This window comes from Actinomadura spongiicola (assembly GCF_003432485.1).
Taxonomy (GTDB): Bacteria; Actinomycetota; Actinomycetes; order Streptosporangiales; family Streptosporangiaceae; genus Spirillospora; species Spirillospora spongiicola.
This window is the reverse complement of record NZ_QVNQ01000002.1, coordinates 877,530-904,084: the sequence shown is the minus strand read 5'-3', so window position 1 is coordinate 904,084 and position 26,555 is coordinate 877,530. Positions and strand designations below refer to the sequence as shown.

25 protein-coding genes are annotated in these 26,555 nt (G+C 71.2%); 11 read left to right on the top strand and 14 right to left on the bottom strand.

Annotated features, from left to right (window positions below; all coding sequences use genetic code 11):
• Nucleotides 1-22 precede the first annotated feature (22 nt).
• The 6 genes from D0T12_RS08685 to D0T12_RS08660 are packed head-to-tail and all read right to left on the bottom strand — an operon-like array spanning nt 23 to nt 5,444.
• Nucleotides 23-949 (bottom strand): alpha/beta hydrolase, encoded by a 927-nt coding sequence (locus D0T12_RS08685; RefSeq protein WP_117398906.1) that lies wholly within the window; start codon nt 947-949, stop codon nt 23-25.
• A gap of 3 nt (nt 950-952) precedes the next feature.
• Nucleotides 953-2,128, bottom strand: a complete 1,176-nt coding sequence (locus D0T12_RS08680) for a 2-oxo acid dehydrogenase subunit E2 (protein WP_117398905.1) — start codon at nt 2,126-2,128, stop codon at nt 953-955.
• Entirely contained in the window at nt 2,121-3,125 is a 1,005-nt protein-coding gene (locus tag D0T12_RS08675; protein WP_117398904.1) for an alpha-ketoacid dehydrogenase subunit beta, read from the bottom strand. The genes D0T12_RS08680 and D0T12_RS08675 overlap by 8 nt, the downstream gene beginning before the upstream one ends.
• Complete coding sequence (locus D0T12_RS08670) at nt 3,116-4,069, bottom strand: thiamine pyrophosphate-dependent dehydrogenase E1 component subunit alpha (RefSeq protein WP_117398903.1); 954 nt, start codon at nt 4,067-4,069, stop codon at nt 3,116-3,118. The genes D0T12_RS08675 and D0T12_RS08670 overlap by 10 nt, the downstream gene beginning before the upstream one ends.
• Nucleotides 4,066-4,347: an acyl carrier protein gene (locus D0T12_RS08665; RefSeq protein ID WP_158581453.1), complete on the bottom strand. Its 282-nt coding sequence runs from the start codon at nt 4,345-4,347 to the stop codon at nt 4,066-4,068. Before D0T12_RS08665 ends, D0T12_RS08670 begins: the two co-directional genes overlap by 4 nt.
• Before the next feature lie 59 nt (nt 4,348-4,406).
• Complete coding sequence (locus D0T12_RS08660) at nt 4,407-5,444, bottom strand: 3-oxoacyl-ACP synthase III family protein (protein ID WP_117399010.1); 1,038 nt, start codon at nt 5,442-5,444, stop codon at nt 4,407-4,409.
• A gap of 209 nt (nt 5,445-5,653) precedes the next feature.
• Here D0T12_RS08660 and D0T12_RS08655 point away from each other — a divergent pair, with 209 nt between their 5' ends.
• The 7 genes from D0T12_RS08655 (at nt 5,654) to pdhA (ending at nt 13,270) form a co-directional block, all read left to right on the top strand.
• Nucleotides 5,654-7,207 carry an MFS transporter gene (locus D0T12_RS08655; protein WP_147339448.1) on the top strand — a complete coding sequence of 518 codons (1,554 nt, stop codon included), beginning with the start codon at nt 5,654-5,656 and terminating at the stop codon, nt 7,205-7,207.
• A 63-nt stretch (nt 7,208-7,270) separates the two neighbouring features.
• A complete protein-coding gene (locus D0T12_RS08650; RefSeq protein ID WP_117398900.1) occupies nt 7,271-8,572 on the top strand; it encodes a cytochrome P450 in 1,302 nt (433 codons plus the stop codon).
• Complete coding sequence (locus D0T12_RS08645; RefSeq protein WP_117398899.1) at nt 8,569-8,793, top strand: ferredoxin; 225 nt, start codon at nt 8,569-8,571, stop codon at nt 8,791-8,793. The genes D0T12_RS08650 and D0T12_RS08645 overlap by 4 nt, the downstream gene beginning before the upstream one ends.
• On the top strand, nt 8,790-9,644 hold the full coding sequence (gene mpaM / locus D0T12_RS08640) for a daptide-type RiPP biosynthesis methyltransferase (RefSeq protein ID WP_117398898.1): 855 nt from the start codon (nt 8,790-8,792) through the stop codon (nt 9,642-9,644). The genes D0T12_RS08645 and mpaM (D0T12_RS08640) overlap by 4 nt, the downstream gene beginning before the upstream one ends.
• A 105-nt stretch (nt 9,645-9,749) precedes the next feature.
• Nucleotides 9,750-10,607, top strand: coding sequence for a daptide-type RiPP biosynthesis methyltransferase (mpaM, locus tag D0T12_RS08635; RefSeq protein WP_117398897.1), 858 nt, complete (start codon nt 9,750-9,752; stop codon nt 10,605-10,607).
• Between the two features lie 62 nt (nt 10,608-10,669).
• A complete protein-coding gene (locus D0T12_RS08630) occupies nt 10,670-12,166 on the top strand; it encodes an FAD-dependent monooxygenase (RefSeq protein ID WP_158581452.1) in 1,497 nt (498 codons plus the stop codon).
• A gap of 9 nt (nt 12,167-12,175) precedes the next feature.
• The gene (gene pdhA, locus D0T12_RS08625; RefSeq protein WP_117398895.1) at nt 12,176-13,270 is read left to right on the top strand and encodes a pyruvate dehydrogenase (acetyl-transferring) E1 component subunit alpha; all 1,095 of its coding nucleotides are present in this window, start codon (nt 12,176-12,178) and stop codon (nt 13,268-13,270) included.
• Nucleotides 13,271-13,325: 55 nt separating this feature from the next.
• Here the strand turns inward: pdhA and D0T12_RS08620 are convergent, their stop codons facing one another.
• From D0T12_RS08620 to D0T12_RS08605, 4 genes are all read right to left on the bottom strand, one after another.
• Nucleotides 13,326-14,279: an ACP S-malonyltransferase gene (locus D0T12_RS08620; RefSeq protein WP_117398894.1), complete on the bottom strand. Its 954-nt coding sequence runs from the start codon at nt 14,277-14,279 to the stop codon at nt 13,326-13,328.
• Nucleotides 14,280-14,290: 11 nt separating this feature from the next.
• Entirely contained in the window at nt 14,291-14,998 is a 708-nt protein-coding gene (locus D0T12_RS08615; RefSeq protein WP_199487355.1) for an AfsR/SARP family transcriptional regulator, read from the bottom strand.
• 143 nt (nt 14,999-15,141) lie between these two features.
• Nucleotides 15,142-15,978: a thioesterase II family protein gene (locus tag D0T12_RS08610; RefSeq protein WP_117398892.1), complete on the bottom strand. Its 837-nt coding sequence runs from the start codon at nt 15,976-15,978 to the stop codon at nt 15,142-15,144.
• A gap of 89 nt (nt 15,979-16,067) precedes the next feature.
• Nucleotides 16,068-18,923: an ATP-binding protein gene (locus D0T12_RS08605; protein WP_117398891.1), complete on the bottom strand. Its 2,856-nt coding sequence runs from the start codon at nt 18,921-18,923 to the stop codon at nt 16,068-16,070.
• Between the two features lie 519 nt (nt 18,924-19,442).
• Between D0T12_RS08605 and D0T12_RS08600 the strand changes: the two genes are divergently transcribed.
• A complete protein-coding gene (locus tag D0T12_RS08600) occupies nt 19,443-20,852 on the top strand; it encodes an MFS transporter (RefSeq protein WP_117398890.1) in 1,410 nt (469 codons plus the stop codon).
• A gap of 49 nt (nt 20,853-20,901) precedes the next feature.
• Here D0T12_RS08600 and D0T12_RS34820 read toward each other — a convergent pair whose 3' ends face one another.
• Nucleotides 20,902-21,081: a hypothetical protein gene (locus D0T12_RS34820; protein ID WP_147339446.1), complete on the bottom strand. Its 180-nt coding sequence runs from the start codon at nt 21,079-21,081 to the stop codon at nt 20,902-20,904.
• A gap of 255 nt (nt 21,082-21,336) precedes the next feature.
• Between D0T12_RS34820 and D0T12_RS08590 the strand changes: the two genes are divergently transcribed.
• Nucleotides 21,337-21,540 carry a hypothetical protein gene (locus D0T12_RS08590; RefSeq protein ID WP_147339444.1) on the top strand — a complete coding sequence of 68 codons (204 nt, stop codon included), beginning with the start codon at nt 21,337-21,339 and terminating at the stop codon, nt 21,538-21,540.
• A 67-nt stretch (nt 21,541-21,607) separates the two neighbouring features.
• Complete coding sequence (locus D0T12_RS08585) at nt 21,608-22,051, top strand: hypothetical protein (protein ID WP_147339442.1); 444 nt, start codon at nt 21,608-21,610, stop codon at nt 22,049-22,051.
• On the opposite strand, the gene D0T12_RS08580 is transcribed toward D0T12_RS08585, so the two are convergent.
• From D0T12_RS08580 to D0T12_RS08570, 3 genes are all read right to left on the bottom strand, one after another.
• Complete coding sequence (locus D0T12_RS08580) at nt 22,045-22,548, bottom strand: lytic polysaccharide monooxygenase auxiliary activity family 9 protein (RefSeq protein WP_117398886.1); 504 nt, start codon at nt 22,546-22,548, stop codon at nt 22,045-22,047. The two genes, D0T12_RS08585 and D0T12_RS08580, sit on opposite strands and share 7 nt — an antisense overlap.
• A 288-nt stretch (nt 22,549-22,836) precedes the next feature.
• The gene (locus D0T12_RS08575) at nt 22,837-24,009 is read right to left on the bottom strand and encodes a 4-hydroxybenzoate 3-monooxygenase (RefSeq protein WP_199487354.1); all 1,173 of its coding nucleotides are present in this window, start codon (nt 24,007-24,009) and stop codon (nt 22,837-22,839) included.
• A 134-nt stretch (nt 24,010-24,143) separates the two neighbouring features.
• Nucleotides 24,144-24,719 carry a snapalysin family zinc-dependent metalloprotease gene (locus D0T12_RS08570; RefSeq protein WP_117398884.1) on the bottom strand — a complete coding sequence of 192 codons (576 nt, stop codon included), beginning with the start codon at nt 24,717-24,719 and terminating at the stop codon, nt 24,144-24,146.
• Nucleotides 24,720-24,982: 263 nt separating this feature from the next.
• Between D0T12_RS08570 and D0T12_RS08565 the strand changes: the two genes are divergently transcribed.
• Nucleotides 24,983-26,554 (top strand): class I adenylate-forming enzyme family protein, encoded by a 1,572-nt coding sequence (locus tag D0T12_RS08565; protein WP_199487353.1) that lies wholly within the window; start codon nt 24,983-24,985, stop codon nt 26,552-26,554.
• Nucleotide 26,555 lies beyond the last annotated feature (1 nt).

Sequence of the window (26,555 nt, the reverse complement as noted above, 5' to 3'; positions counted from 1 at the left end):
GCCCCCGCCGACCCGAGCCGTCTCAGTCGGAGGTGGCGTGTTCGCGGACGAAGGCGTGGATGCGGTCCTTCGCGGCGGCGGCCATCTTGGTGGGCATGTCGGTGAACACGTGCGGCGCGAACGGGTAGACGTCCACGCGCGCCTCGTTCCCGGCCGCCTCCCACCGCGCCGCCATGAACAGCGAGTCGTCCAGGAACGGGTCCTCCGTGCCGACGCTGAACAGCGCCGGGGGAAGACCGGCCAGGTCGGGCCGCGCGGCGTACAGCGGGGAGATCTCCGGGGACCGCCGCGCCTCCTCGTCCAGCCCCGGGAAGATCAACGGGCGGGTGGTCCTCAGATAGTTCAGGTCGATGAGGGGGGTGCCGACGGCGTGCCGCTGGCTCGGCACGGTGATGGACATGTCGTAGCAGCCGAACGCGAGGTTCGCGGCGGAGAACCGCGCCTCCGGGCCCAGCCGCAGCAGGGTGAGGGCGGCGAGGGTGGCACCGGACGACTCCCCGCCGACGAGCAGGCGGTCCGTGCCGAATTCCGTCTCCGCGTTCTCCGCCAGCCACCGCGCGGCGGCCACGCAGTCGTCCAGGGCCGCCGGGTACGGGTGTTCGGGCGCGAGCCGGTACTCGACGCTCGCGACCGCGACGCCGCACTCCGCGGCGAGGCGCGCGTTGGCCGCGTCGGAGGCGCGTGCCGAGCCGACGATCCAGCCGCCCGCGTGCATGTGCAGGTACACGGCGTCGAAACGGTCCGGGCAGATGATCCTGATGGGGACGCCGCCGGGCGTCCGCACCTCACGGACCGGCAGGTGCGGCTCCTCCCGGGCGTCCTCCAGCTGCGTCCGCACCTTCTCGATGGCCGCCGTCGAGCCGAAGTCGGTCGCGGGGAACGCGCGGAGCAGTTCGAGGAGTTCCCGTGCCTCGTCGATGTACGGGGCCAGCGCTGGGTCGACGCGCATGCGTCACCTCCGGGTCTCGGTTGGGGTGGTCGGCGCGCCGTCGGGCCCGGCCAGGCGGTCGGGGTCCTCCAGCGCGTCCTTCAGGTCCTGTAGGAACAGCGTCGCTTCGCGGCCGTTGACGAAACGGTGGTCGTAGGCGAGACCGATGTTGACGACGGTGTGGGCCGTCGCCGTCCCGTCCGCGTCGAGCCGGACCTCCCGCCGGGTGCCGGCCAGCGACAGTGCGCACAACCGGCCGGGGAAGACGATGGGGACGGCGGAGACGATGTCGCGGTCCTGGTGCAGCGCCACCACCAGGTTCGCGCCGGCCAGGTCCCGCTCCCGGAACGCGCCCGAGATGGCGGTGCGGCGGAACCCGGTGAACGCCTCCACGATCTCCGCGATGCCCAGGGAGGACGCGTCCGCGATCACCGGGACGAACAGGCCGCGGCCCACGTCGATCGTCACGCCGACATGCGCGGCGGTCGCGGGCCGCAGGCGCAGGCCGTCCACCGGCGTCGCGAAGATCTCGGGGAATCGTCCGTGCAGCCGCGCCGCCGCGCACACCACGAACTCCGGGAGTCCCACGAGCCGCCGCAGGCTCTCGGTCAGCGCGGCGGCCCGCCGGAGGACCGCGTCGACGTCCACCTGGATCACGCTGTAGGCGGCGGGGATCGTCCGGTGCGACGTCTCGACCGTCCGCGCCACCGCCCGCTGCGCCGGGGACAGCTCGACCGCGCCGTCGGACGCGTCGGCCCGCGACGGGGCGTGCGCGGCGGCGAGCCGTTCGACGTCGGCGCGCCTCACCACCTTCACGTCGAGGCCGTTGACGACGTCGTGGTCGAGGCTCAGCTCGTCGAGCAGCGCCCGCGCGGGCGCGGTGATCACCGGCCCGGACGTGCCGGGCCGCGGAGCCCGCGCGTCGGGTCGCGGCGTACCGGTCGGCGGCGTGCCGGGCTCGGTCTCGCCCGGCGCGGCGACGCGGCCGATCAGGTCCCCGGGCGCGCACTCGCCCCCGGCGGGGACGAGGTGGCGGACGACCCCGGCGTCCGGGCTGCACAGCTCCTCGACGGCCTTGGAGGTCTCCAGCTCCACCACGGGCGTGTCCGCGTCGACCGTGTCGCCGTCGTCGACGAGCCAGCCGACCAGCGTGTACGCGCTGTCGTTGTTGTTGAGCTTGGGCACCCGGATCTCAGTCACGCACGGCCTCCACAACGGCCTCGAAGATCGTGGACTCCTGGACGAGGACGCGTTCCTCAAGATGACCGGCCGTCGGTACGACGCTGTCGGCCGAGTGGATCAACCGGACCGGCCGCCGCAGCCCCGCCCACAGGCGTTCGTGGATCCGGTGGGCGACCTCCGCCCCCCAGGTGCCGCCCGCGGTGCCCTCCTCGGCCACGCACACGACCCCGGCCCGCTCCAGCGTCGGCAGCGGCGCCTCGACGTCGAAGGGGTGGAGGCGGGCCGGCACCAGCAGCGCGCAGACGATCTCCTGCTCCAGCAGCAGCCGCCGCATGGCGCCGAGCGCCCGTTCCGCCATCCCGCCGGGGGCGATCAGCACGCAGTCGAAGACCTCCGGGTCGTCGACGTACACGCGCGCCACACCCGGGCCGTCCCCCACCAGGTCGAAGGCGAACAGGTCGTCGACGGCCCCGTCCTCGAACATCCGTTGCGCGTACAGCACCTTGTCCTCGAACAGCACGGCGGGCACCGCGCGGGCGAGCACGTCGGGCAGCAGCGCGCCCGCGTCGTGGAAGGGCGACGTCTCGTACAAATCGAGGCCGGGAACGCCGACGAAGTGCTTCTGGAGACTCTGGCTGTGCGTGGGGCCGTAGCCGCGGCGGCCGCCCATCGGGCAGCGCACGATCATCGGCAGCGGCACCGGCCGCCCGTACATCGACACCGACTTGGCCGCGAAGTTGACCAGCTGGTCGAACGCGAGCGCGGCGAAGTCCCCGAACATGATCTCCGCGATGGCGGCCTCGCCGCCGAGGGCGAGCCCGGCCGCCGCGCCCACGATCGCGCCCTCGCTGAGCGGCGTGGGCAGCACCCGGTCGGGAAACCGGGTCGACAACCCCTTCGTGATCTTGAATGCGCCGCCGTAGGGGTCGGCGATGTCCTCGCCGAGCACGTGGACGCGCGGGTCCGACTCGAGCAGGCCGTGCAGCGCGCGGTTGAGGTTCTCCGCTACGCGCATGGCGCGTCCCAATCGGACGGCGGCCGCGCCGCGACGTCGGCGGCGACGCGTTCCACCAGGTCCCGGGCCACCGCGTCCCACCGGGAGTGGTGCTCGGGATGGGCGGCGGCGTAACGCCGGTACCAGTCGGCCTCCTCCGCCTCCCGGATCACCCCGGGTGGACGGGTGTCGTCGCCCTTGCTGTGCGGGCCGACCCGGTGGGTGGCGAACTCGGCCACCAGCGGCCCGTCGCCCGCGCGGACCCGCGCCACGCGCGGCGCGAGTTCCCGGCGTATCGCGGCCACGTCGGCCGTGCCGACCCGGTGGTGCTCGACGCCGAAGGCCGCCGCCCGCCCGGCGATCGTCCCGGCCATCTGCGCCGTGGTCGGCGTGGACTGCGCGACGCCGTTGTGCTCCACGACGACGAGCAGGGGCAGCCGCCACAACGCGGCCATGTTCAACGCCTCGTACACCGCTCCCTCACCCCAGGTGCCGTCGCCGATGTACGCGCAGGCCAGCGCGCCCGGTTCGCGGCGCCGCAGGTGGATCGCCATGCCCACGGCGACGGGCAGGCTCTGCCCCTGGACGCCCGTGGACAGGTACCGGTCCCGCAGGATGTGCTGGCTGCCGCCGACGCCCCGGCAGACGGCGCCCTCCCGTCCCATGATCTCCGCGAGCAGGCCGGCCGGGTCCTCGTAGCGGGCGAGGTAGTGGCCGTGCCCGCGATGGTTGCTGAAGACGAAGTCGCGCGGTTCCAACAGGGTGCGCAGCGCCACGGGCACGTACTCCTGCCCGAGGCACGTGTGGGTCGTGCCGTTCAGCGCGCCCTGTCCGAACAGGTCGAGCAGTTTCCGTTCGAAATGCCGGATCGTCAGCAGGAGCTTCAGGTCGTCGTCGCCGAGGCGCGGCAACGGGTCGGCGCCCGCCGCGCCGGCCGTGGGCGCCGGCTCCAGGTCCGCCGTCATCGCGGTGCCGCCTCCGACCGCGCCTCGACGACCGCCTCCGCGAGACCGCGGACGGTCCGTCCTTCGAGGAGCGTCTCCAGCGGAACGTCCGCGCCGAGCCGGTCCTGGAGACGGACCGCGATCTCGATGATGAGGATCGAGCGGGTCCCCAGGTCGGGCAGCCGGTCGTCCGGTCCGAGGTCGACGCGCAGCACCTCGCGGCAGATCTCGACGAGGGCGCGCTCCGCCTCGCCGAGCGCGTCGTCGCCGGTCCCCGGTTCGGGCTGGGTCATGGTCATCCGCCTCCGTCGGTGTCGTCCTGCCCGGCGAGGCCGGACCTGTCGGTACAGGGGGCCTTTCAGTGCGCGGCCATCTCCAGCGCGTATCCGGCCTTGATCCATTTGCTGGCCTCGACGCTGACGCCCGCCAGCCGGTCCCCGTCCGCCAGCCGGGGCAGCACCTGCTCCAACTGGAAGTAGGGGATCGCGTTGCCGGTGTTGCCGATCTCCAGGACCCGGCTGACCGGCTCCGCGCCGGGCGCGTCCAGTTCTTCGAGGACCCGTTCGGTCATGCGGGCCGACAGCTGCGGCGGCAACAGGTAGTCCAGGTCGGACTTCTTCCAGCCGACCCCGTCGAGGACCTCGTCGAGGGCCTCGGCGGCCATCCGCGGCGCCGACTCCTCGACCGCCTTGAAGTCCTCCGTGACGGGCGGACGGTCCATGGTCCGATCCCCCCAGCTGAACCACTCGACGGTCTGGCCGGGGCTCCGGTCCCGCCCGACCAGCCGGGTGAAGACCCCGCGCAGCACCGGCGACCCGTAGGCGGGGCCCGTGCCGAGCACCGCGGCGCCCGCCCCGTCACCGAACAGCAGCCCGTTGACCTGCGCCTCCATCGGCACGTCCGGGGCCCTCATACCGACGTCGAAGTGCTTGGCGCTGGTGTCTCCGCCCAGCACCAGCGCGCGGCGGTGCGGGCCGCACCGGAGCATCTGCGCCGCCACCTCCAGGGCCTGCACGGCGCCCGCGCACCCGGACTGGAGCTGGAAGGTGGGGACCCCGTCGACGCCGAGACGGTCGGCGACCACGTTGACGGTGGCGGGCATGAGCATGTCCGGCGAGGACGTGCTCATCACGACCACGTCCACCTCGGCGGGGTCGAGCTCCGCCGCGGCCAGCGCGCGCCGCCCGGCCGCCTCCGCCAGGTCGGCGAGCGTGTACCGGCGCTCGCCGGTCTCCAGGTCGATCGCGTAGTGCCGGCTGCGGGTGCCGACGAACGTGTCGATCCACTGCTCCCACGCCCGGGGCAGCCCGAACCGCGCCGCCAGTGTCGCGTTGTCGACGGCCGGGCCGGGCAGGGAGGTGCCCACCGCCAGGAGGTGAATGTCGGGACGGTCCATCCGGTCCTCTCCGTTCGCCTGTGCGCTCCGTTCGGTGTTCACCGAGGGCGTGCCGGACGTTCGCGGGCCGCCTGCCGTCCATGGTGGAACGGGCGCCTAAAGCCCCACTAAGCCGAACATTTCCGCTGGTCAGCGGCCTGGTTGACAACTGGAGTGAGCAGTCCGTATCTTTTCCAGAGTACTGACTCCGATTAGCCCCGGGGTGTTTCTTGGATCCCGCGAAGACACACCGGCGGCGCTGGGTGATCCTGGCCCTGCTGGGCATGAGCCTGCTGGTCGTCGGGCTCGACTCACTGATCATCAGCCTGGCCCTGCCGAGCGTCCAGACCGACCTGGACGCCACGGTCGGCCAGTTGCAGTGGATGATCGACGCCTACACGCTCCTGTTCGGCGGCCTGGTGATGTTCGCCGGCGGCCTGGGCGACCGGTTCGGCCGCAGACGGACCCTGCTGCTCGGCCTCACGCTCTTCCTGGCCGCCTCGCTCGGCGCGGCGCTGTCGTCGACCGCGGAGATGCTCATCGCCTGCCGGGCCGGAATGGGCGTCGGCGGCGCGCTGATCATGCCCTCCACCCTGGCGATCATCAAGCACGTGTTCCCCGCCGAGGAGCAGAAGCGGGCCATCTTCATCTGGTCGACCATCGGCGCCCTCGGCACCCCGCTCGGCCCGATCGTCGGAGGGATCCTGCTCGACCGCTTCTGGTGGGGCTCGATCTTCTGGATCAACGTGCCGGTGATCGCGGTGATCCTCGTCGCGGCCGCCGCGCTGATCCCCGAATCGCGCCACGAGGACCACCCCGGCCTCGACGTCGTCGGCGCCGCGCTCTCCGTCGCGGGCTTCGGCTGCCTCATCTTCGGCGTGATCGAGGCGCCCGAGCACGGCTGGGGCGCGCCGCGCACGATCACCCTGCTCGTCCTCGGCGCCGTGCTGCTCGTCGCGTTCGTGACCTGGGAGAGCCGTGCCCGGGGACCGATGCTGAACATGTCGCTGATGCGGGTCCCCGCGTTCGGCGGGCCCGCCGCGGTCATCCTCGTCCAGACCTTCGTCATGGGCGGGACCGTGTTCATCATCACCCAGTACCTCCAGTTCGTGCAGGGCCACGGACCGATGGAGGCGGGGCTGCGCATGCTCGCGATCCTCGCCATGGTCCTCGCCGCCCCACTGATCAAGCTGACCGAACGGCTGGGACTGTGGGCCGGGCTGGCCCTCGGCCTGGCCGTGGTCGCCGCCGCCCAACTGGTCATCTCCACGGCGGGCGCGGAGGACGAGATCCAGATCCTCGTCGGGCTGGGGCTGCTCGGCCTCGGCCTCGGCCTGAACCTGCCCACCTCGACCAACTCCATCCTGGACGCGACGCCCGAGCACCAGTCCGGAGCCGGTTCGGCGGTCGTCGACTCCGCCGCGCAACTCGGCACCGCGATGGGCATCGCCGTGGTCGGCAGCATCCTCACGACGACCTACGCCGATTCCCTCGCCACCCCGCCCGGACTGCCCGACGCCGCCGCGGAGCAGGCCCGCGACTCCGTCGGCGGCGCGCACGCCGTCGCCGCGCATCTCGGCGACGGCGGCGCCCGGCTCGTCGACGCGGCGAACCAGGCGTTCACGGACGGCATGGGCGCGGCCACGCTGACCGGCGCGGGCGTCGCCCTCGCCGGCGCCGTGCTGGTCCTGGTGGGACTGTCCCGGCGCACCCCCGCGCCGGCCGTCCCCGAACCCCCCGCCACAACCACGGCCCCCGCGCTCGACCCCGCACCAGACCGCTGACAGGGCCGGCCCCGGAAACCCGCCCGGCGCCCGCCCCCCGAAGAACTCCAGAAGGGACACCAGATGGCGGAGCACGGGACACCTCCGACAACGACACCCGACACGGCACCCGACACGACTCCCCCGCCGACACCCGCACCGACACCCGCACCGGCGTCCGCGACGACGCTTCCGACCGAGCGCGACCACCCGTTCGACCCGCCCCCGGAATTCGGTCCGCTCCGCGCCAAAGGGCCGCTGACCCCGCTGTCGTTCCCCGACGGGCACGTCGGCTGGCTGACGACCAGCTACGCGACGGCGCGCAAGGTGCTCTCCGACAACCGCTTCAGCGCACGCCAGGAGCTACGGCACCTGCCGATCGAACTGGCGGTGGCCAAGGAGGCGATGACCGGGCCCCCGCCCCCGGGCTTCTTCATGCACATGGATCCTCCGGAGCACACGCGCTACCGCAGGAAACTCGCCTCCTCGTTCTCCGTGCGCCGGATGCGGGAGTTCGAGCGCAAGATCGAACGGGCCCTGGCGGAACCGCTCGCGGCGATGGAACGCCAGGGCCCTCCCGCGGACCTGGTGACCACCCTCGTGGGCCCCGTCCGGTCCCTCGTGACCACCGAGCTGTTCGGCGTGCCCGCCGCCGACGTCGACTCGTTCCAGGAGCACACCTCGGTGATCCTGGACGCCGACAGCCCCGCCGACAAGGTCGGCGAGAGCACGGGTCACCTCGCCCAGTACGTGATGGGGCTGGTGACGTCCCTGCGGGCCGAACCCGCGGAGCAGGAGCCCGCGTCGGTGCTCGGCGGGCTCGTCAAGGACCCCGAACTGTCGGACGAGGAGCTGCTCGGCATGGCGCTGCTGTTCCTCAGCGCCCCCGACACCACCGCCAACATGCTCGGCCTCGGCGCCTACGCGCTGCTCTACCACCACGAGCAGCTGGCGGCGCTGCTCGCCGACCCCACGCTCGCCGACGGCGCGGTGGAGGAACTCCTCCGCTACCTGTCGATCATGAACGTGGGACCGTTCCGCGCCGCGCTCGAGGACGTGGACGTCGACGGGTGCCCCGTCCGCGCCGGGGAGACCGTCGTGGTCGCCGTCCCGGCGGTCAACCGCGACCCCGACCGGTTCGGCTCCCCCGACACGCTGGACGTCACCCGCCCGCCCACGGGCCACCTGACCTTCGGGCACGGCATGCACCAGTGCCTCGGCCAGCACATGATCCGCGTGACCATGAAGACCTCGTACACGCTGCTGCTCGGGCGCTTTCCCGGGCTGCGTCTCGCCGTCCCGCCGGACGAGGTGCCACTGCGCAGCAACGAGGCCACCCACCATGTCCGGAACCTCCCGGTGACCTGGGACGGGATCGCGCGGTGAGGATCGTCGTCCGGCGCGAGCGCTGCACGTCCGCGGGGATGTGCGCGCTGACCGCGCCCGAGCTGTTCGACCAGAGCGAGGACGACGGCCGGGTACTCCTCGCCGACCCCGACCGCAGCGACGAGCACCGTGCCGAGGCCCGCCGGGCCGTGCGGCTCTGCCCGTCCGGTGCCATCTCCACCGACGAGCCGGAACCATCGACCAGGGAGCACAGATCATGACCGACCTCGCAGAGCAGATCCACGGCACCGCGTCGACCATCGTGGACCTGTACGGGCCGGACGTCGTGGAGAGCGTCTACGGCCCGGAGGGCGCCCCGCTCTTCCAGATCACCACCGGCCGCGACGGCAGCGGCGTCGTCGAGGCGCTGCACGCCGCGGGCGAACAGACGGGCCCGATCCTCGAACTCGGCTGCGGCTACGGGCGGCTGACGATGCCGTTCCTGGACCACGGGTACGAGATGGTGGCGCTCGACATCTCCCAGCACATGCTCCGCCTCCTGAGCGACCGCCTCAGCGACACCGCCCCCACGGACACCGCCTCTCGAGTCACGCTCGTCCAGGGCGACATGGCCGACTTCGACCTCGGCCGTTCGTTCGACCTCGTCCTCGCCGGCAGCTCGGCGATCTGGGAGCTCGACGCCGGGCGGCGGGCGTCCATGCTGCGCTGCGTCCGCGACCACCTCACCGATGACGGCCGCTTCCTGGCGCAGGTCACCCTGTTCGGCGAGTTCGACGGACGGGGCGAGAACGGCGCCCGGGAGAGCATCGCGGTCTTCACCATCGACGACGCGCGCTCACCGCTGCTGTGCACGCTGTTCGACTACAGCGCCCCGGACGTGGGCGTGCGGTCCGGCAACATCCTCGTCCACCGGCTGGAGAACGGCAGGGTCACCGCCACGAGGATCTTCACCAACACCATCCACCCGGTGCCGAGAGCCGCGCTGGAGGCCGAGATCGAACAGGCCGGGCTGAAGATCGTGAAGTGGCACGACATCGAGGCCCACGGCCCCTCGGTCGAGGTGTCGGACATCCGCACGGAATGTTCCCTGGTGGAGATGTGTCGGGCCTAGCCGGACGGCTCTTTAGCCGCCTCTAAGTGGGCTGTTAGCCGGGGCCCACATCCTGGTGAGAACGCACACACGAACCGTGTCCACACCCAAGACCGGGAGCACGCAATGCCGGAAAACGAGCCGCGCATACTGGGCACTGCGGCCAGCATCGCCAAACTGTTCGGCGACGGAGTCCTCCGCAGCCTGTACGGCCCCGAGGCGGCCAAGCTCTACGACATCGTCACCCGGCACGACACGGTCGCCGTCGGCGAACTGCTGCGCGTCGCGGAAGGCCGGACGGGTCCGGTGCTGGAACTCGGGTGCGGGACGGGTCGGCTGACCTTCCCGTTCCTGGAGAAGGGCTACGAGATGGTGGCCCTCGACCTGTCCGGCGACATGCTCGCCGTGCTGGACGAGCGGCTGAAGGAGCCCGGCAACGAGGGCTACGCCGACCGCATCACCCTCGTCCAGGGCGACATGACCGACTTCCACCTCGACCGCAAGTTCGACCTGATCGTGGTCGGCGGCGCCTCGGTCTGGACCGTCGACGAGGCCAGGCGCGCGGACATGTTCGCCCGCATCCGCGAGCACCTCGCCGAGGACGGCCGGCTCCTGGTCACCCTCGTCGAGTTCGACAAGTTCGTCGACCGCACCTCCCCGCCCTTCGAGCAGATCACCGTGTTCTCGCTGGCGGACGAGACCTCGCCGCTCGTGTGCACCTTCTTCGACTACGTCGACCCCGCCGAGGGCGTCCGCTCCGGCAGCGTCCTCGCCCACCGGGTCAAGGACGGCGTCGTCACCGACACGATGCTGGGCGTCAGCATCGCCCACCCGGTGCCGCCCGCCGACCTGGAGAAGGAGGTCGAGCGCGCGGGCCTGCGGGTGCTCGCCCGCCACGAGATCGTCGGCGGCGCGCCCGCGGGCGACGACAACAACCCCCTGCGCGCCAAGGTCCGTCCGCTGATGCTGGAGATCGCGGCCTGACGGCCCGGTCGGCCCGACGATCGCGTCCCCCGCCCCTGGAGATGATGATGTACAGCCCTGTCGTGATCGTCGGTGCCGGCCCCGCGGGCCTGATGCTCGGATGCGAGCTGGCACTGGCCGGAGTCACCGCCACGATCCTGGAACGCCGTCCGGCACCGCGGACGGACTCGCCCGGCGCCGCGGTGAACGCGGGAGCCGTCGAGGCACTGGAGTTGCGCGGCCTGATGGACCGGCTGCGCCACCTCACCTTCCCCCTCCCGATGATCCATTTCTCCCTGCTGTTCCTGGAGATGGAGAAGGTCGACGAGCGCGCCAAGGGCACGCTCCTCCTCCAGCAGACCCAGCTGGAGCGGGTGCTGGAGGAGCGCGCCACCGAACTCGGCGTCAAGATCCTCCGGGATCACGAGGTGACGCGGATCGACCAGGACGACGACGGCGTCACCGCGCTGGTCCGGACGCCCGGCGGGATCGAGCGGATCGAGTGCGGCTACCTCGTGGGCGCCGACGGCGCCGACGGCGCGGTGCGCCGCCTCGCGGGCATCCCGTTGACCGGCGCCGAGATCGCCTTCTACGGCATCACCGGCGACCTTGAGATCTCCATGGAGGAACTGGGGCCGCTTCCGCTCGGCGCGGCGTACTACCCCGCCGGTGGGCAGTGGATGTGCGCTCCGATCGGGCCGGACGTGATGCGCGTGACGACCGCGGAGTTCGACATCGAACCGGCCGACCCGACCGCCGACGTCACCGTCGAGGAGTTCCGGATGGCGGTCCGGCGGCTCACCGGCGCCGAACTCACCGCGGGCAAGCCGCGCTGGCTGTCGCGGACCGACTGCCGGATCGCGCAGGCGGAGGCGTACCGGCGCGGCCGGGTCCTCCTGGCCGGTGACGCGGCCTGCGTCATCTACCCCGTCAACGGGCAGGCGCTGGCGAACGCGCTGCACGACGCGTTGAACCTCGGCTGGAAGCTGGCGGCGCAGGTGCAGGGCTGGGCCCCGCCGGGCCTGCTCGACAGCTACCACGACGAACGTCACGCCGTGGGACGCCGCGCCTGCGACAACGTCCGGGCACAGGTCACGCTCTCGCGCGGCCATGAGGAGGTCGGCGCGGTCCGCGACCTGCTCGGGCAGTTGATGCGCTTCGACGAGGTGAACCGTTACCTCGCCGGGATGCTTAGCGGTGTCGACACGGCCTACGAGCCGTCCGGCGCGGGACCGGCCGAGCGGCATCCGCTGACCGGCACCCGCCCCTCCCCGGACCTGTGGGTCGCCTCCGACGACGGCGACTCCCCCGCCGCCGGTGCCGCCGAGAGTCTGCGGCAAGGCCGCGGCGTGGTGCTGTATCTCGACGGCGATCCGGACCGTCCGGGACCGGCGGCGGCGTGGTCGTCACGGGTCGACCAGGTGCGCGTGTCACGGGTTCCGGGTGTCGACGCCGACGTCGTGCTGCTCCGTCCGGACGGTCATGTCGCCTGGGCGTGCCGCGGCGACGGAGCGGGCCTGAACGAAGCCCTGTCCACCTGGTTCGGCGCGCCGTCGACGGAGAAGTCCGGCGCGTCCTAGGAGGCGCTCGTGTCCCCCCACGACGAGCCCGGGCGGCCGGGCGACGGCGACCTCGTCCGGTTGTTGACGCCGGACGGCGAACGCGTCGAGCATCCCGACTACGACCTCGACCTTTCCAAGAGCCAGTACCGCGCCCTGTACCGGGACATGCGCCTCGTACGGCGCGTCGACACCGAGGCGGTGGCCCTGCAACGCCAGGGCGAACTCGGCATGTGGATTCCCTGCGAGGGGCAGGAGGGCGCCCAGGTCGGCTCGGCGCACGCCCTCCGACCCGACGACCACGTGTTCCCGTCCTACCGGGAGCAGGGCGTGGCCTGGTGCCGGGGCATCGCCCCGCTGACCCTGATGGGCATGCTCAGGGGCGTGTCGAACGGTGGATGGGACCCGGAGCGGAACGGCTTCCATCTCTACACCATCGTCATCGGTACGCAGACCCTGCACGCGGTCGGTTACGCCATGGGGATGCGCAGGGACGGCGCCGACGCCGCGGTCCTGGCCTACTTCGGGGACGGCGCGACCAGCCAGGGCGACGTCAACGAGGCGTTCAACTTCGCGGCGGTGTTCAGGGCGCCCGTGGTCTTCTTCTGCCAGAACAACCAGTGGGCGATCTCCGTGCCGAACGACCGGCAGACCCGCGCGCCCCTGTACCGGCGCGCGGCCGGCTTCGGCTTCCCCGGGATACGGGTGGACGGCAACGACGTCCTGGCCTGCCTGGCGGTGACGCGGGACGCGCTCGCGGGCGCGCGGCGCGGGGAGGGCCCGGTGCTCGTCGAGGCGCTCACCTACCGGATGGGCCCGCACACCACCTCCGACGACCCGTCGCGCTACCGGTCGGAGGAGGACGTCGACTACTGGCGGGCGCGGGACCCGATCAGCCGGATGCGCGCCTACCTCACCCGCGAGGGCATGGCCGACGACGCGTTCTTCCGCGAGGTCGAGGAGGAGGGCGACAGGATCGCCGCCGAACTGCGGGAGGGCGTCCGCGCCATGCCGGACCCGCCGGTCGAGGCCATCTTCGACCACGTCTACGCGGCACCACATCCGTTGCTGGCGGAGGAGAGGGCGCAGCACCTGCGCTACCTGGACGGTTTCGCCGACGAATGAGGTCGGGGCCGTGCCGTCCGGCACGGCCCCGACCCCGTCTCCGTCTCCGTCTCCGTCAGATTCCCGCCTCCGCGGCGGCGCCCCGCAGTTCCGCGACCTTGGTGACGGCCGCCTCGACGTCCGCGGGCCGCTGCACCCGCAACACCGGCACCGGGAAGGTGACCATGTCGTCGGCCATGGAGGGACCGGGGACGATCAGCAGCTTCACCCCGTGCCGGTCGAGTTCGGCGAACCCGTGCGGGATGCTCGCCGTCCGGATCAGGTTCTCCCAGACCGCGGTCCGCACCTCCTCACCGGTGGTGAGCGTCCTCGGCTCCAGGCAGACCGTCAGCGGGACCTGCGGGTCACGGAACCGGACGCCGTCGAGGAGCGAACGGACGAACTCGGCGGCGGGCCGCCGCAGCGGACTGTGCACCGCCGCGATGCCCTGCTTGATGATCACCACGCTGGGCTGGTGCTCCGCCAGGGCCTCCAGCGCGCTCCGGTAGCCCGCGAGCAGAACCCACGAGCCGAGGCCGTCGGGCGCGGGACCGAAGTCGAGCCCGAGGTAGACCCCGTCCACCTTGTCCCCGTAGACGGTCGAGGTGTCGGTGTCGGGGCCGATCCGGCAGATGGCGACGCCCTGCGCGGGCTCGCCCTCGACCGGCATGGGGATGGCCCGACGCTCCCAGAGCATCCGGAACATGTCCGCGCGGTCGAACGCGCCCGCCATACAGCTGGCGCTGGTGATGCCGAGGCTGAGGCCGAGAACGGCGTCGGGTCTGACGCCCTCCTGTGCCAGGACGTCCGCGACGGCCACCTGCGCCGCGATCGAGCGGATCGCGGAGTAGCTGTTGCTGGTCCCGTGGTCCTCGGGCAGATGCTCGCCGAGAATTTCGTCCAGGCTCAGTCCCGTCCATTTCCGGACACCGTCATAGAGTTCACGGACGACGGGAAACGCGTCGTAGAACTCAAGGACGCCCGCGTTGTCCTCCCGCGCCGCGCGGGTCACGAAATAGCCCACCGTCATCGTCGGCCTCCTCACACCGCGGACTTGAGATAGCGTTCGTCGTCGGCCAGGACTTCTCCGTGCACTTCCCGGAGCATCGGCCCCGGTTCCAGACCGAGTTCCCTGTTGATCACCTCGCGGGCCCGCTGATAGATGCGCAGCGCGTCGGAACGGCGTTCCGAAAGGTGCAGCGCCCGCATCAGCTGCCCGTAGAACCGCTCGTTCAGCGGATGCTCGGCGATCAGTCCGTGGAGTTCGCTGACCACGGCGCGGTGACGGCCGATCCGGAGCTGCGCCTCGATGCGCATCTCGATGCATTCGAGCCGTTCCTCCTCGAGCCCGGCGACGTGGCCCCCGACGATGGGGCCCTCGCACAACCGGCTCAGGGCGGGTCCCCGCCAGAGGCCGAGCGCCGCCTCCAGGACCCGGTCGGCCTCGTGGTACTCCCCGTCGAGCATGTGCGCGCGCCCGTCGCGCAGCAGCCGCTGGAAGACGAACATGTCCAGGTCGTCCGGGCCGACGCGGAGCAGGTAACCGGGCGAGACCGTCACGATCGGGCTCGGTGTCCCCGCGTCCGCGTTCGCCGCGCGGTTCAGCAGCTTGCGTAGTTGTGAGATGTAGACGTGGACCGCGGCGGTGGCCCGGCGCGGTGGACGCTCCCCCCAGATCTCCTCGATGATCTGCGCACTGGAGACGACTTGGTTCGAACGCATCAGCAGCGTCGCCAGAATGCGCTCCATTTTCGGAGCGCTGATCGGAAGGCTGATGTTTTGATCGATAATCCGTAGCGGGCCGAGAATCTGATACTTCACTGTGTTTGCCCCGTATCGTCGCCTAACCGGCTGACACGAAGCTAGCCGAAGCCGCCGCCGAACAGATACCCCTAATCACCCCTATAAGGGTCGCTGACCCCTTCTGTCGTGCGGCGCTCCCGCGCACTGTGACCTATCTCTCCGTCTTCCGAAACCGAGCGGAGTGTGTCCATCTCCTTCTGTAGCGTGGCGATCACTTCCGCGGCGCGCGGCTCCAGAAAGAAGTGCCCGCCGGAAAAGACGCGGACCTCGCAGGAAGCGGTGGAATGCCGCTCCCACGCGGTCGCCTCCTCGATCGTGGTGACCGGGTCGCGGTCGCCCACGAGGACGAGGAGCGGCACGTCCACGACGGCGTCCGGGCCCGCCGTGTACGCCCCGACCGCCCCGTAGTCGGCCCGGGTCACCGGCAGGATGGTGTCCAGCAGTTCCCGGTCGGCGAGGAACTGATCGGCGGTGCCGCCCAGCCGGCGCAGTTCCGCCACCACGGCGTCCTCGTCGTCCAAGTCGAGCAGCTCGTCCCGGTGCGTCGACGCGGCGCGCCGTCCCGACAGGACGAGCCGCGCGGGCCCGGCCTCACCGGTCCGCCGCCAGCGGCGCGCCACCTCGAAGGCGACCAGCGCGCCCATGCTGTGCCCGAAGAAGGCGAAGGGCTCCTCGACACGTCCGCGCAGCGCGGCGAACACCTGATCGGCCAGCTCGGGGATGTCCTTGGCGAACGGTTCCCGCCGCCGATCCTGACGTCCCGGATATTGGATCGCCCACACCTCATGAGCGGGTGCGAGCGCGGCGGACAGTGGATGGAAGTAGCTCGCCGAGCCCCCTGCGTGAGGAAAGCACACCAGCCGGGTCGCGGCCTCCGGTGAGCGATGGAATCGGCGGATCCACACCTCCGGGTCCGCAGCCGTCATCGTCCCCTCCTTCTCACATACGATTTCCGGATCCCGGGTCGGGACCCGTCACCTTCGGTCCACGCGGTCGTCCGGTACCGGACGACCGGTCATTCGCGTCCCCCGTACACGGTGGCCAGATCGCTGCGGCTGCTGACGCCGAGCTTCCGGTAGACCCGGGTGAGGTGCTGTTCCACCGTGCTGACCGTGACGCTGAGACGTTGGGCTATCTCCCGGTTCATGAAGCCCTGCACGGCGAGGACGGTCACCCGTCGCTCCGCGTCGCTGAGCTCCGCCATGTGGCGGGGCGGGTTCGTGACGGCCGGGAGGCCCTCCCCCGGCGCGTCGCGGGAGCCGGTCAGCGAGTGCCGCAACGGTTCGATGTGGCAGGCGATCGCGATGCTGCGCGCCCTGCGCACCGCGGTGCGCGCCCGGTCCGCGTCGCCCAGCGCCTGGTAGGCCCTGGCGAGGTCGGCGAAGGCGAAGGCCTCCTCCACCGGGTCACCCGACTCCTGCGTCGACTTCACCGCGTCCCACAGGACGCGGGGTCGCTCCTCGCCCCGCTCGGTGGCCGCCTTCAACCGCAGCGCGGCGCCCCGCGGCCGGTGCTGCTCGGGCCGCAGCAGCTTGAGCTGCTCGTCCAGCAGTCCCCTGGCGGGCTCCGGCCTGCGCAGCGCGAACATGGCCCGCGCCGCCTCGACACGCCAGGCGACCAGCCCCGGAACGTCGAGACGCCACTGACCCATCAGGTTCCCGCAGGTCTCGAAGTCGGCCAGGGCGGCGTACGGCCGATCGATGGCGAGGTTGTACCTGCCACGTGCCAAGAGGTAGTGCAGGCCCGGGATGCCGCCGAACATCGCGTCGGGGACCGGCACCTCCAGGTGGCGGGCCGCGCCCTCGTAGTCGCCCATCAGGGTCCGGGCGAGGGCCGCGGTGGCCAGCGGCGCGCCGACCAGGATTCCCCAGGCCTGCGCCGGCATGGACGACAGCGCCGTCTCCGCCGACCGCGCCGCCTGGCGCAGATCGCCGGTGCGCAGCAGGCACTCGGCCAGCACGGCCGAGAAGATCGCCCCCCAGACGGGCGCCTGCCGCTCCCCGGCACGCTCCAGGAGCAGCTCGGCCCAGGTCGCCGCCTTGCCCGGCTGGCCCGCGTAGATCATGGCGGTCAACGCTCCCGCGAGCGCGCCGAGGGTCGAGTCGTCGAGGCGGCTGCGGCCGAGGACCTGCTCCGCGCTGGCCACCGCCTCGGCGTCGCGGCCCGCGGCCAGGACGATCGTGAGCGGGTCCTGATCCGCGGGCAACGACTCCTGGGCGGCGAGTTCCCCGCCCAGGAGCAGACTTCGCGCCGGTTCGTCCTGGAGGAGGGCGGGATAGGCGCACAGCAGCCCCGAGGTCAGGCCGACGGGGAGACCCATGTTGAACTCCGCGGGAGTTCTTCCAGAGTCGACGAGGATCCGTTCGAGCATCGCGCGGGCCTCGTCGGACCGTCCGTTCCAGAGCAGCAGCTTGAGGGCCTCGAACGCGGGCCGCGGCGGCATCGGGCCCCCGTGCAGGGTGCTGACCACCTGGTCGAGGAACGGCAACGCCATGACCGGGTCGACGCGCCACGCGGCACGGATCAGCATCTCCTTGATCTGGCCGCTCTGCCGCTCGTCGGCCTCCATCAGCTGGGCGGCCTTCAGGTAGGCGACCGTTCGCGCCACCCGGCCCGCGACCAGTTCTTGCTCCGCCGCCTCCACCAGGCAGGACACCGCCCAGGGAGCGGAGATGTCACCGCAGGCGATGAGGTGCTCCACCACCGAGGACGCACCGGCCCCGGCGTCGTGGAGAAGGAACGCCGCGTCATGGTGCAGCCGTGACCGCGTGTCCGGCGCGAGGTTGCCGAGAACCGCCGACCGTGCCGCCGGATGTCGGAAGCGCCCGTCCTCCAGCAGTCCCGCCGAGTTCAGCGCCGCCAGCGCCTCGACGACCTCGGCCGGGGGCACGTCGAGCAGCTGCCCGATCAGGAGCGGTGTGGCATCCTCTCCGAGAACGGCCAGGCCCTGCCCCGCCCGCAGCATCGCCGGATCGCTCCGGTACAGGAGGCTGAGGTAAGCCTGGGAGAAGGCCTCCCCGACGACCAGCCGGGACGGGGAGTTCCGCTCACCGAACGGCGCCCCGCTCGCCCGCAGATCGTCGACGAGGGCCCTGACGAGCGCGGCGTTGCCGCCGCTCACCGCATGGCAGTCGGCCACCAGGCGGGACGGGATGTAGGGGCCGAGCTCGTCCTCCAGGATCTGCGCCACGACGTCCCTCGACAGCGCGCCGAGACGGATCTGTTGACTGGACGAACCGCCGATGAGCTCCTGGTAGAGGAGCGGATGGCGCGGGTGCAGGCCGTCCCGCGCCCCGAGGACCATCAGCACGCGCGTGTTCTGGGCCCGCCGGACGAAGTGGAGCAGGACCTCCAGGCTCGCGGAGTCGGCGTACTGGATGTCGTCGATGCAGATCACCAGCCCGCCACCGGCCGCCAGGTCCAGCAGGGCGGCCCGGACGCTCTCCTTCGCGCGCAGGGTGACCCGCTGGGCCGCCGCCGGTTCGAGACCGGCGAACGAGGCCACGGACCCGAGATCGTCGAGTGCCCTTGCCAGGCTTCGCCGCACCCCCCGGTCATCGGCGTCGCGGTCGCCGTCCCCGCGGCCGTTCCGACCGGCGTCGCCGCGTCCCCTGGCGGCCCCGCCCGCCGCGGCCCCTTCGAGCAGCGCGCGGATGACGCCCAGTGCCTGGTCGGTCTCCAGCACCAACGCGCTCGCGGCGAGAAATGTGACATCCGCGTCGGCCGCACCCCGACGAAACGCGCCCAGCAACTCGCTCTTCCCGCTGCCCACCGGACCACTGACAATCACGACTTGCGGCTCGCCGATCATGGAATTTGCGAAAGAAACCGACAGTTGTTCGAGATTTCTCCTGATCGCGGGAGCAGTCATGAATCCCCTTCGTCTTTCATGCCCGATCAGGTCGGCGACAGGCGAAGGCAGCGCCTCCCCGTAACACGTTCTTCAGGCCAGATGCGAACGATTGACACCGCAGGAACAGCACTGATCACAGAACGCGACACAACGACTGCCAGATGTACACCCCCGTCAAGCATGCCCCGTTGGCCGGTTTCAGGCCACTAGCACAGTGTAAGCATCGATACCGCCCGGTGGATATCCGTAATCTGCCAATGATCTGTCAGCGGTGACGTCCGGGTCGCCCCCTGCCGCAGGGCACGACATCCGCACGGGGGTTCACTCCCGACCGATAACCACGGAAAGTGATCAGTCGCTACCAGGAACCTTCGCGGACGCGACCCCTAGGGGCGCCTCGCGCCGGGGGTCCGGCACCCCTACGTCCCCGGGCGCCGTTAGGGGTCCGCTGGGGTTTCCCGCCGGTCAGGGGCATGCCACGATCTCAGGCATCCACCGCACACACCGGCGATTTCGCCTGCGCAGGTTGGAGCGTAAGTGGTCGATCGCGTCACCGATTCCTCGGGTAGCCCGCCACTGAAGGTAACCGCGCCCGGAGAAGCCGAACCACCTGACGGAAGCCTTCAATACGATCCGGCGGAACTGATCACCGTCGGCCGGACCACCCTCACCAGAGCCCGTTACCTTCGCCGTCTGCTCCTCATCATTTACGCGGCCTATTTCCTTGCGAGCTTCGACGGCGCGGTCGCCGGCGCGGCCGGGCCGACAATGACACGCGTCTTTGATGTTTCCGCGAAGACGCTGCTCTATTCCACCGCGGCGATCGGTCTGGTGGCGACGCTCTTCAGCGTGCTCGCGGGTCTGTTGATCGACCGCTACGGCCGCAAGCGCGTGTTCTCCTACTCGCTCCTCGGCGTCGGCCTGTTCAGCGGATTCACCTCGATCATCACCGCTTTCTGGCAGTACATCCTGCTGCGCGCCCTGGTGAGCGTCACCGAGGCGGGGATCAGGGGCTCCCAGACCGTGCTGATATCGGAGGAGGCGCCCCCCAAGCAGCGGGGCAGTTATCAGGGTTTCGGCTGGCTCGCCCTCTATCTCGGTACGGGGATCGGCAGCGTCGCCGCCGCGGGCATTCTGGACGCCGGGAAATGGCGGCTGCTGTTCGCCCTCACGTTCCTGCCCATGCTGCTCGTCCTGGTCACCACCCGATGGCTGCGCGAATCGCCTCGCTTCACCCGGCTGCGCGAGGACTCGCCGGACGGTCCCGGCCGCCTGCTCCGGACGGGGCTGCGGAACGCGGCCCAGGAGATCGAACGCGACGCCCTGCGCAGGCTGTTCAGCCGTCCGTTCCGCAGGCAGACCGCCGCCATGATGGGCTTCGGTCTCTTCTGCACGTCCGCCGGGGCGTTCACCCTGCTCGTCGCGCCGCTCTACCTCGTGGAGAACCGCGACTACAGCGAAAGCCGGGCGTCGCTGTTCATCGGGGTCATGGCCCTGTTCTCGCTTCTCGGCAACCTGCCCGCCGGATGGCTGAGCGACCGGATCTCCCCGAAGCACGTGATGGTGATCTGGGAGGCGCTCGGCACCCTGCTCGTCATTCCGCTGGTCGTGCCCGGCGTGGGCGACTGGGCCATCTACCTGGCCTTCGCGGCGATGGGCTTCTTCGTCAGCACCGGCGTCGTCTCCTTCTCGGTCTATCTCACCGGCGCGTTCACCACCGCGATCCGCGGCACGGCGCTCAGCATGGTCCTGGTCTCGGCCTCGCTCGGCGGCATCATCATCCCGCTGATCTCGGCGCCGCTGGTCGACCTCGACGTCTCCTACGCCGTCCCCCTGCTGATCCTGAGCTTCCCGCTCGGCGCCCTGGTGTCCGCCATGGCGCTGCGCCCGGTGACCCCGGGCGTCGACATCGACCGCCAGGCGGAAGAGATCAGCCGGGGGTCCTGACGGCTGAGGGCGGCGACTCGACCGGCGGGCCGGCTACTCGGGGAAACGTTCACCGCAGATATTCCAGGTCGAGCGGTTGTGCGCGGATGATCCGGTTAGAGGGAGACCGGGATGCGGCGACCATCGAGGGGCGAGCGATGGCTGAGATCGACATCGCCGACGTCAAGACGGTGCGCGTCCATCCCGCCATCGGAATCGGCCGCGTCGGCGACAGCGACGAGTACTTCACCGGACGGAGATCCCCGGCGCTCCGCCAGAGCCGTCCGGCGACACCCTGGAGACCAAGTACAAGGACGCCCAGGGGGAGGTCGCCCTGGCCAACAGGAAGGCCGCGGCGCCCGAGTTCCCGGACGGTCCGCGCCGCAACCCCGGGCAGGCGGAGAACGACCTGATCATCGCGCCGGGGTCACGCCGCATCATCGGGCGGAAGACGACCAGTCCACCGGCTCCGGTCGCCTTCGACGACGGGCGGGTGCGGTTCGGTGTGGGCGGTGTCGCACACGAGATCAAGAACATCTGTCTGGGGGCGGTCGCCCTGCGGACCGAGACGGCGCCCCTGTCCGACCGTGTCGTCGGGCAGGTCGCCGTCCAGCAGGCCCCGTACCTGCGGGTACAGGGCACGGGCACGGCGCCGATGGGGCACCCGTTCGTCCGGGAACGCCTGATGCGGACGGACGACCTGCCTTGACGGCACCGCCGCGGACGCCCGATGTCGTGGTGGTCGGCGGCGGTCCGGCGGGCGACCGGTGACCGTCATGAGGGTCGGTGACCTGCCCGGAACAGACGACCACCGGGAACCACCGGAGCACACCGCCCGGCGTCTCGGGCGGCGGGCCCTTCCCGCGACGGCCGACTACCGGGGCGCGACGGTCGGGTACGCGAGCCCGCCGTGGTCGGCGCGGCTCGTCGCGGTGGGCGGCGCGGCGGTCGCGGTCGATCCGCTGTCGTCGTCCGGTGTGCGCGACGCGCTCCGGCTGGCCGGGCCCGCGGCCGCCGCCGTGCTCGGCCTGCTGGACGGGGACACCGGGCCGGCGCACCAGTACGCGCGGTGCGTCCGGGCCATCGTCGACGAGCATCTGGATCAGCGCGGTCACTTCGTGATGCTCACCGGTGGCCACGAACCGTTCTGGGAGAAGCGGCGCCGGCCCGCTGTCCGCTCGGGTGTCGACCGTCCTGCGTCAGGACGCGTCGATCACTGAACCTGAAGGTCCACGCAGGCGTAGAAGGCGTTGCCGGTGTCGGCGATGTTCCAGACGGCCAGCACCTTCTGCCGACCGGTCACTCCACCGAGGTTCACCGTGTGGGACGAGGACTGGCCCTTGAACACGCCGAGGCTCTTCCCGTTGAGGAAGTACTCGTAATTGCGGGTGCTGTGCCTGGCGGTGAACGTCCAGTTGAACGTCACCGATTGGCCGACCGAGGTGGCCCGCCACGCCTTGCTGTCGTCGTCGAGATCGGAGAAGCGGCCGTTTCCGCCACTACAGCTTTTCAGGCCTTTCGGCCCTTCGACGCTTTGCGGCTCCCACTGGATCTGTCCGCACTGGACGACGCGCTGCGCGCATTGAGCCTGCCGGCTCGGCGGCGAGGAGACGTAGCCGTGGGCGAAGGCCGAGGTGGCGGGCAGCACGACGGTGACGAGGGGTGCGATGCCCACGCCCGCCGCGACCGCGGCGAGCTTGCGCCTTGAAGATTTCATGCGGGGGGTCCTTGCTTCGGGGTGGTCATTTTCTTCGGAAGGGACCTTAAGGCCGGATGATGGAGGGGAGCGGGGCATGGGAGCTCCATCAATAGGAATGTTCCTATTTTCGTAGTTGAACGTTAACCTTCCGTCTCTTGGCGGGCAAGGCTCCGCCGCACGCGCCGAATTGGCACGGGACATGCCCCCGCAGGCCAGCACCCGAACCACGGCCTCGGCCGCGAAATGTTCGTCAGCATTCTCCGGCGGACCCGGCGTTTCCTAGGCATGATCCACCGAAGGGACCGGTCAACCGCCCGCGACCAGCTCCGCGAACGTGCGGGCGGCGTGCGGGGAGGTGAACAGCCGGTCCAGGCGCGCCCGCGCCAGTTGGCGGCGGAACGGCCCGGCCAGGGCGGGGTCCCCCGCCTCGTGGGTCATCTCGGTCAGCCAGCGGGAGAACTCCTGCTGGTTCCACACCTTCGCCAGGCAGGTGGCGGAGTACGCGGCGAGCGGCTCCTCGTCGCCGTCGTGGACGGCCGCGCGGAGCGCGTGGGCGAGCACGTTCGCGTCGGCGATCGCGAGGTTCATGCCCTTGCCGCCCATGGGGGTGATGATGTGCGCGGCGTCGCCGACCAGGAACAGATCGCCGTACCGCATCGGGTCGACGACGAAGCTGCGCATCTCGACGATGGACTTCTCGGTGATCGGTCCGCCGGGCAGGTCGGGGTCGCCGAGGCGGAGCCGCAGCTGTTCCCAGATCTGCTCGTCGCTCCAGTCGTCCGGCACCGCGTCCGGTGCGCATTCCAGGTAGTAGCGGCTGGCCTTCGGCCCGCGCGGGAACTGCGCGGAGAAGCCGTGCGTGCTGATCCCGAAGAGCGGGTGGCGGGGCGGCGGGGCGTCGGCGAGGACGGTGAGCCAGCCGATGCCGTGATCGTAGGAGTAGGTGGTGACGGCGCCGGCGGGCACGCTGGCCCGGCTGACGCCGTGGTATCCGTCGCAGCCGGCGACGTAGGTGGCCGCGATCTCGTGGACGGTCCCGTCCGGGCCGCGGTAGGTGACCTTCGGATGGGTCCGGTCGAGGTCGCGCAGGGCCACCTCGTCGGCGTCGAACCGCAGGTCGCCGCCGTCCGCGAGGAAGGCGGCGATGAGGCGGGTGACGAGGATCTGCTGCGGGATGATCCGGCCGGGCCTGCCGTCCGACAGCGCGGCCATGTCCAGGTGGTGGGGCTCCCCGTCGACGCGGATCTCCAGGACGCCGTCCTGGGGCGCGCCCGCCAGCAGGGTGTCCGCGAATCCCCACTCCTCGAAGATCCGCGCCGCGGCGTGGTCGAGGACGCCCGCGCGCTGCCGTTCCGCCACGTGGGTCCGGCTCTGCCGCTCCAGCACGACGCAGTCGACCCCGGCCCGCCGGAGCAGGTTGGCGAGGGTCAGTCCCGCGGGACCGGCTCCGATAATGACGACCTGGGTGGTTTCGCGCATGTCCGACATCTACCGCACCGGCCCCCGCCGGTATAGCGCCCATACCGAGGGCGCATGGTGGAAGGGCGTCCACAACAGGACGGTGCCCGTCCACCCCGTGGGTGGACGGGCACCGTGGTGCTGTCGTACGAGGGCTACGGGGCGTCCACCAGGACGCGTCCCTCGAAGGGGCTGCGCGGGGTGTTGACGCCCCGGTAGTTGGCCTCCACCCGCGCGGCCTCGGTCGCGTTCGGGTTGGGGTTCGCGCAGCTCACCCCGCCCGTCGAGCCCGACATCAGCGACGAGCACGGGCCGGGCTTGGCGTCGGGCAGACCGAGGCTGTGCCCCAGCTCGTGCGAGGCGATCCGGGTGGTGTTGTACCCCTGGGTCACCGCCTGGCGGCCGAACCACACCGTGACGCGCCCGCCGGGCCGGACGGGGCCGAGGGTGGCGCGCGGCCAGCCGGGGTCGGCGACGATCTGGATCTCGGCGCGGCGGCCCTGCGGCGCCTCGACCAGCTGGACGTTCTTCACGTGGGTGTTCCACACCTTGACGCCCTCGGCCACGGCGGTCTTGAACTCACCGGCCTGGGTGGCGTCGTAGTACAGGGTGGTCGCGAGGGCCGGGCGCGGCGCCGTGGCGGGGGCCGGCGCGGCCGCGGCGGACGGTGCCGCCATCAACGAGATCGCGGCGGCGCCGGCCACGGCGCCGACGCTGAACTTACGCAGCATGCGGGGAGCTCCTCCGAGTGAGTTTCGGACACTACTGCGGGTGACCCGCGACGGGTCGGCCTGAGCCTACGAGGGGCGTCCCGGCGCAACAACGGCGCGAACTGTCATAGATATGGCCCCCACCCTGGCAGATCTGTGCGCCAAGCGGACGCCAAGCCGCCGACCAGTCACGCCCAAGCCGCCTGACCAATGCTGGGTGCCGCAAAGTGACGGCACGCAATCCAACGAATGCCGGGAAGAAGCTGGTCCGGATGGAGGGCCTGATGAGCCAGAATCCGACTCACAAGCGCGGCCTTTACCTGGGAGTCGTGCCGGAGCGGGCCGCCGTGCGGAACGGCTCGACCCCGCTCGTTCTCGATCACGACCTCGACGCTCTGCCGGAGGCGGGACGGCGCCTGACGATCGCCGAACTCGCCCGGCATGTGGACGATCTGGCGGGCAGGCTCGCCGCCGCCGGAGTCCGGCGCGGCGAGCACGTCGTGATCCACAAGGCCGCCAACTTCGACGTCTGGGTGCTCGGCACCGCCGTGGCCCGCGCCGGGGCGATCCCGGTGCTGCTGTCGCACGCGCTCGACGCCGCGACCATCGCGGCCCTGCTGGAGCGGCTGAACCGGCCGCATCTGCTCACCGACGACGGCAAGCTCGACGCGCTCGCCGACGTGCCGCTGGCGGAGCTGGCGGATCGGGTGATCACCGTGAACGGCCCCCGGCCCGGTGCGGTGTCGCTCGGCGAGCTGGACGGGGCGTCACCGGTCCGGCCGGTGTTCCAGGGCCTGGACGAACCCGCGATGATAACGCACACGTCCGGGACCACCGGGCTGCCCAAGCTCGTCGTGCACACGCCGCGGACCATGCGCGCCCGGCTCCGTCCGCAGCTTTTCCTCCTGGCTCTGATGAGGAAACGCGAGAAGGTCGCCATTCACATCTCCTTCGTCCATTCGCGGATGTTCGCGGCGATGGCGCTGTGCCTGGCGAAGGGCCTGCCGGTGCTGCTGGTGAACGATTCCGATCCGGACGAGGTCGCGGAGTTCTTCGCGGCGCACCGGCCGGGGCTCATCGAGGCGCTGCCCAGTTCGTTCATGGCGTGGGAGGGGCTCTCCGACGATCCGCGGAGGCCGTTCGCGTCGGTGAAGTACTTCAGCAGCACGTTCGACGCGATACATCCCCGGACGATCCGCCGGCTGCTCGCGTCGTCGCGGCGGCGGGTGCCGCAGTACTTCCAGATCTACGGGCAGAGCGAGGTCGGCCCCGCGGTCGGCCGCCCCTATTTCCGCGGATCCGTTCGCCGGATGGACGGACGTTGCGTCGGTTTCCCCCTGCCGGGAAGCGCGAAGGTCCGCGTGGTGAGCCAGAACGGGAAACGGCCGTCCAAGACGAATCCCGGGCACATCGAGGCCAGGTGGGACGGCATCGCGAAAAGCTATTTCGGCGAGCAGGAACGGTACGACGCCAACGTCCACGACGGCTGGTGGCGCACCGGGGACGTCGGCTACCGGACCAGATTCGGCTGCCTGCACATGCTCGACCGTGAGATCGACACGATCGACGGGGTCGGCAGCAACCTGGAGATCGAGGACCTCGTGCTGAACAGGCTTGAGGAGCTGACCGAACTCGTCGTGGTGCCGGGACCGGAGTCGGAGCCGACCCCGGTCGTGTGCACCTTCAAGGACCAGCCGCTCGATCTGGACCGCTGGCGCGCGGCCGTCACCGAGTACCCCCAGCTCGCCGACCCGGTGCAGATCCCGATGGCGGAACTGCCGCGGACCGCCACGCTGAAGACGCGCCGCGTCGAACTGTCCCGCATGCTCCGCGACCAGCTCCAAGAGCGGACGTGAG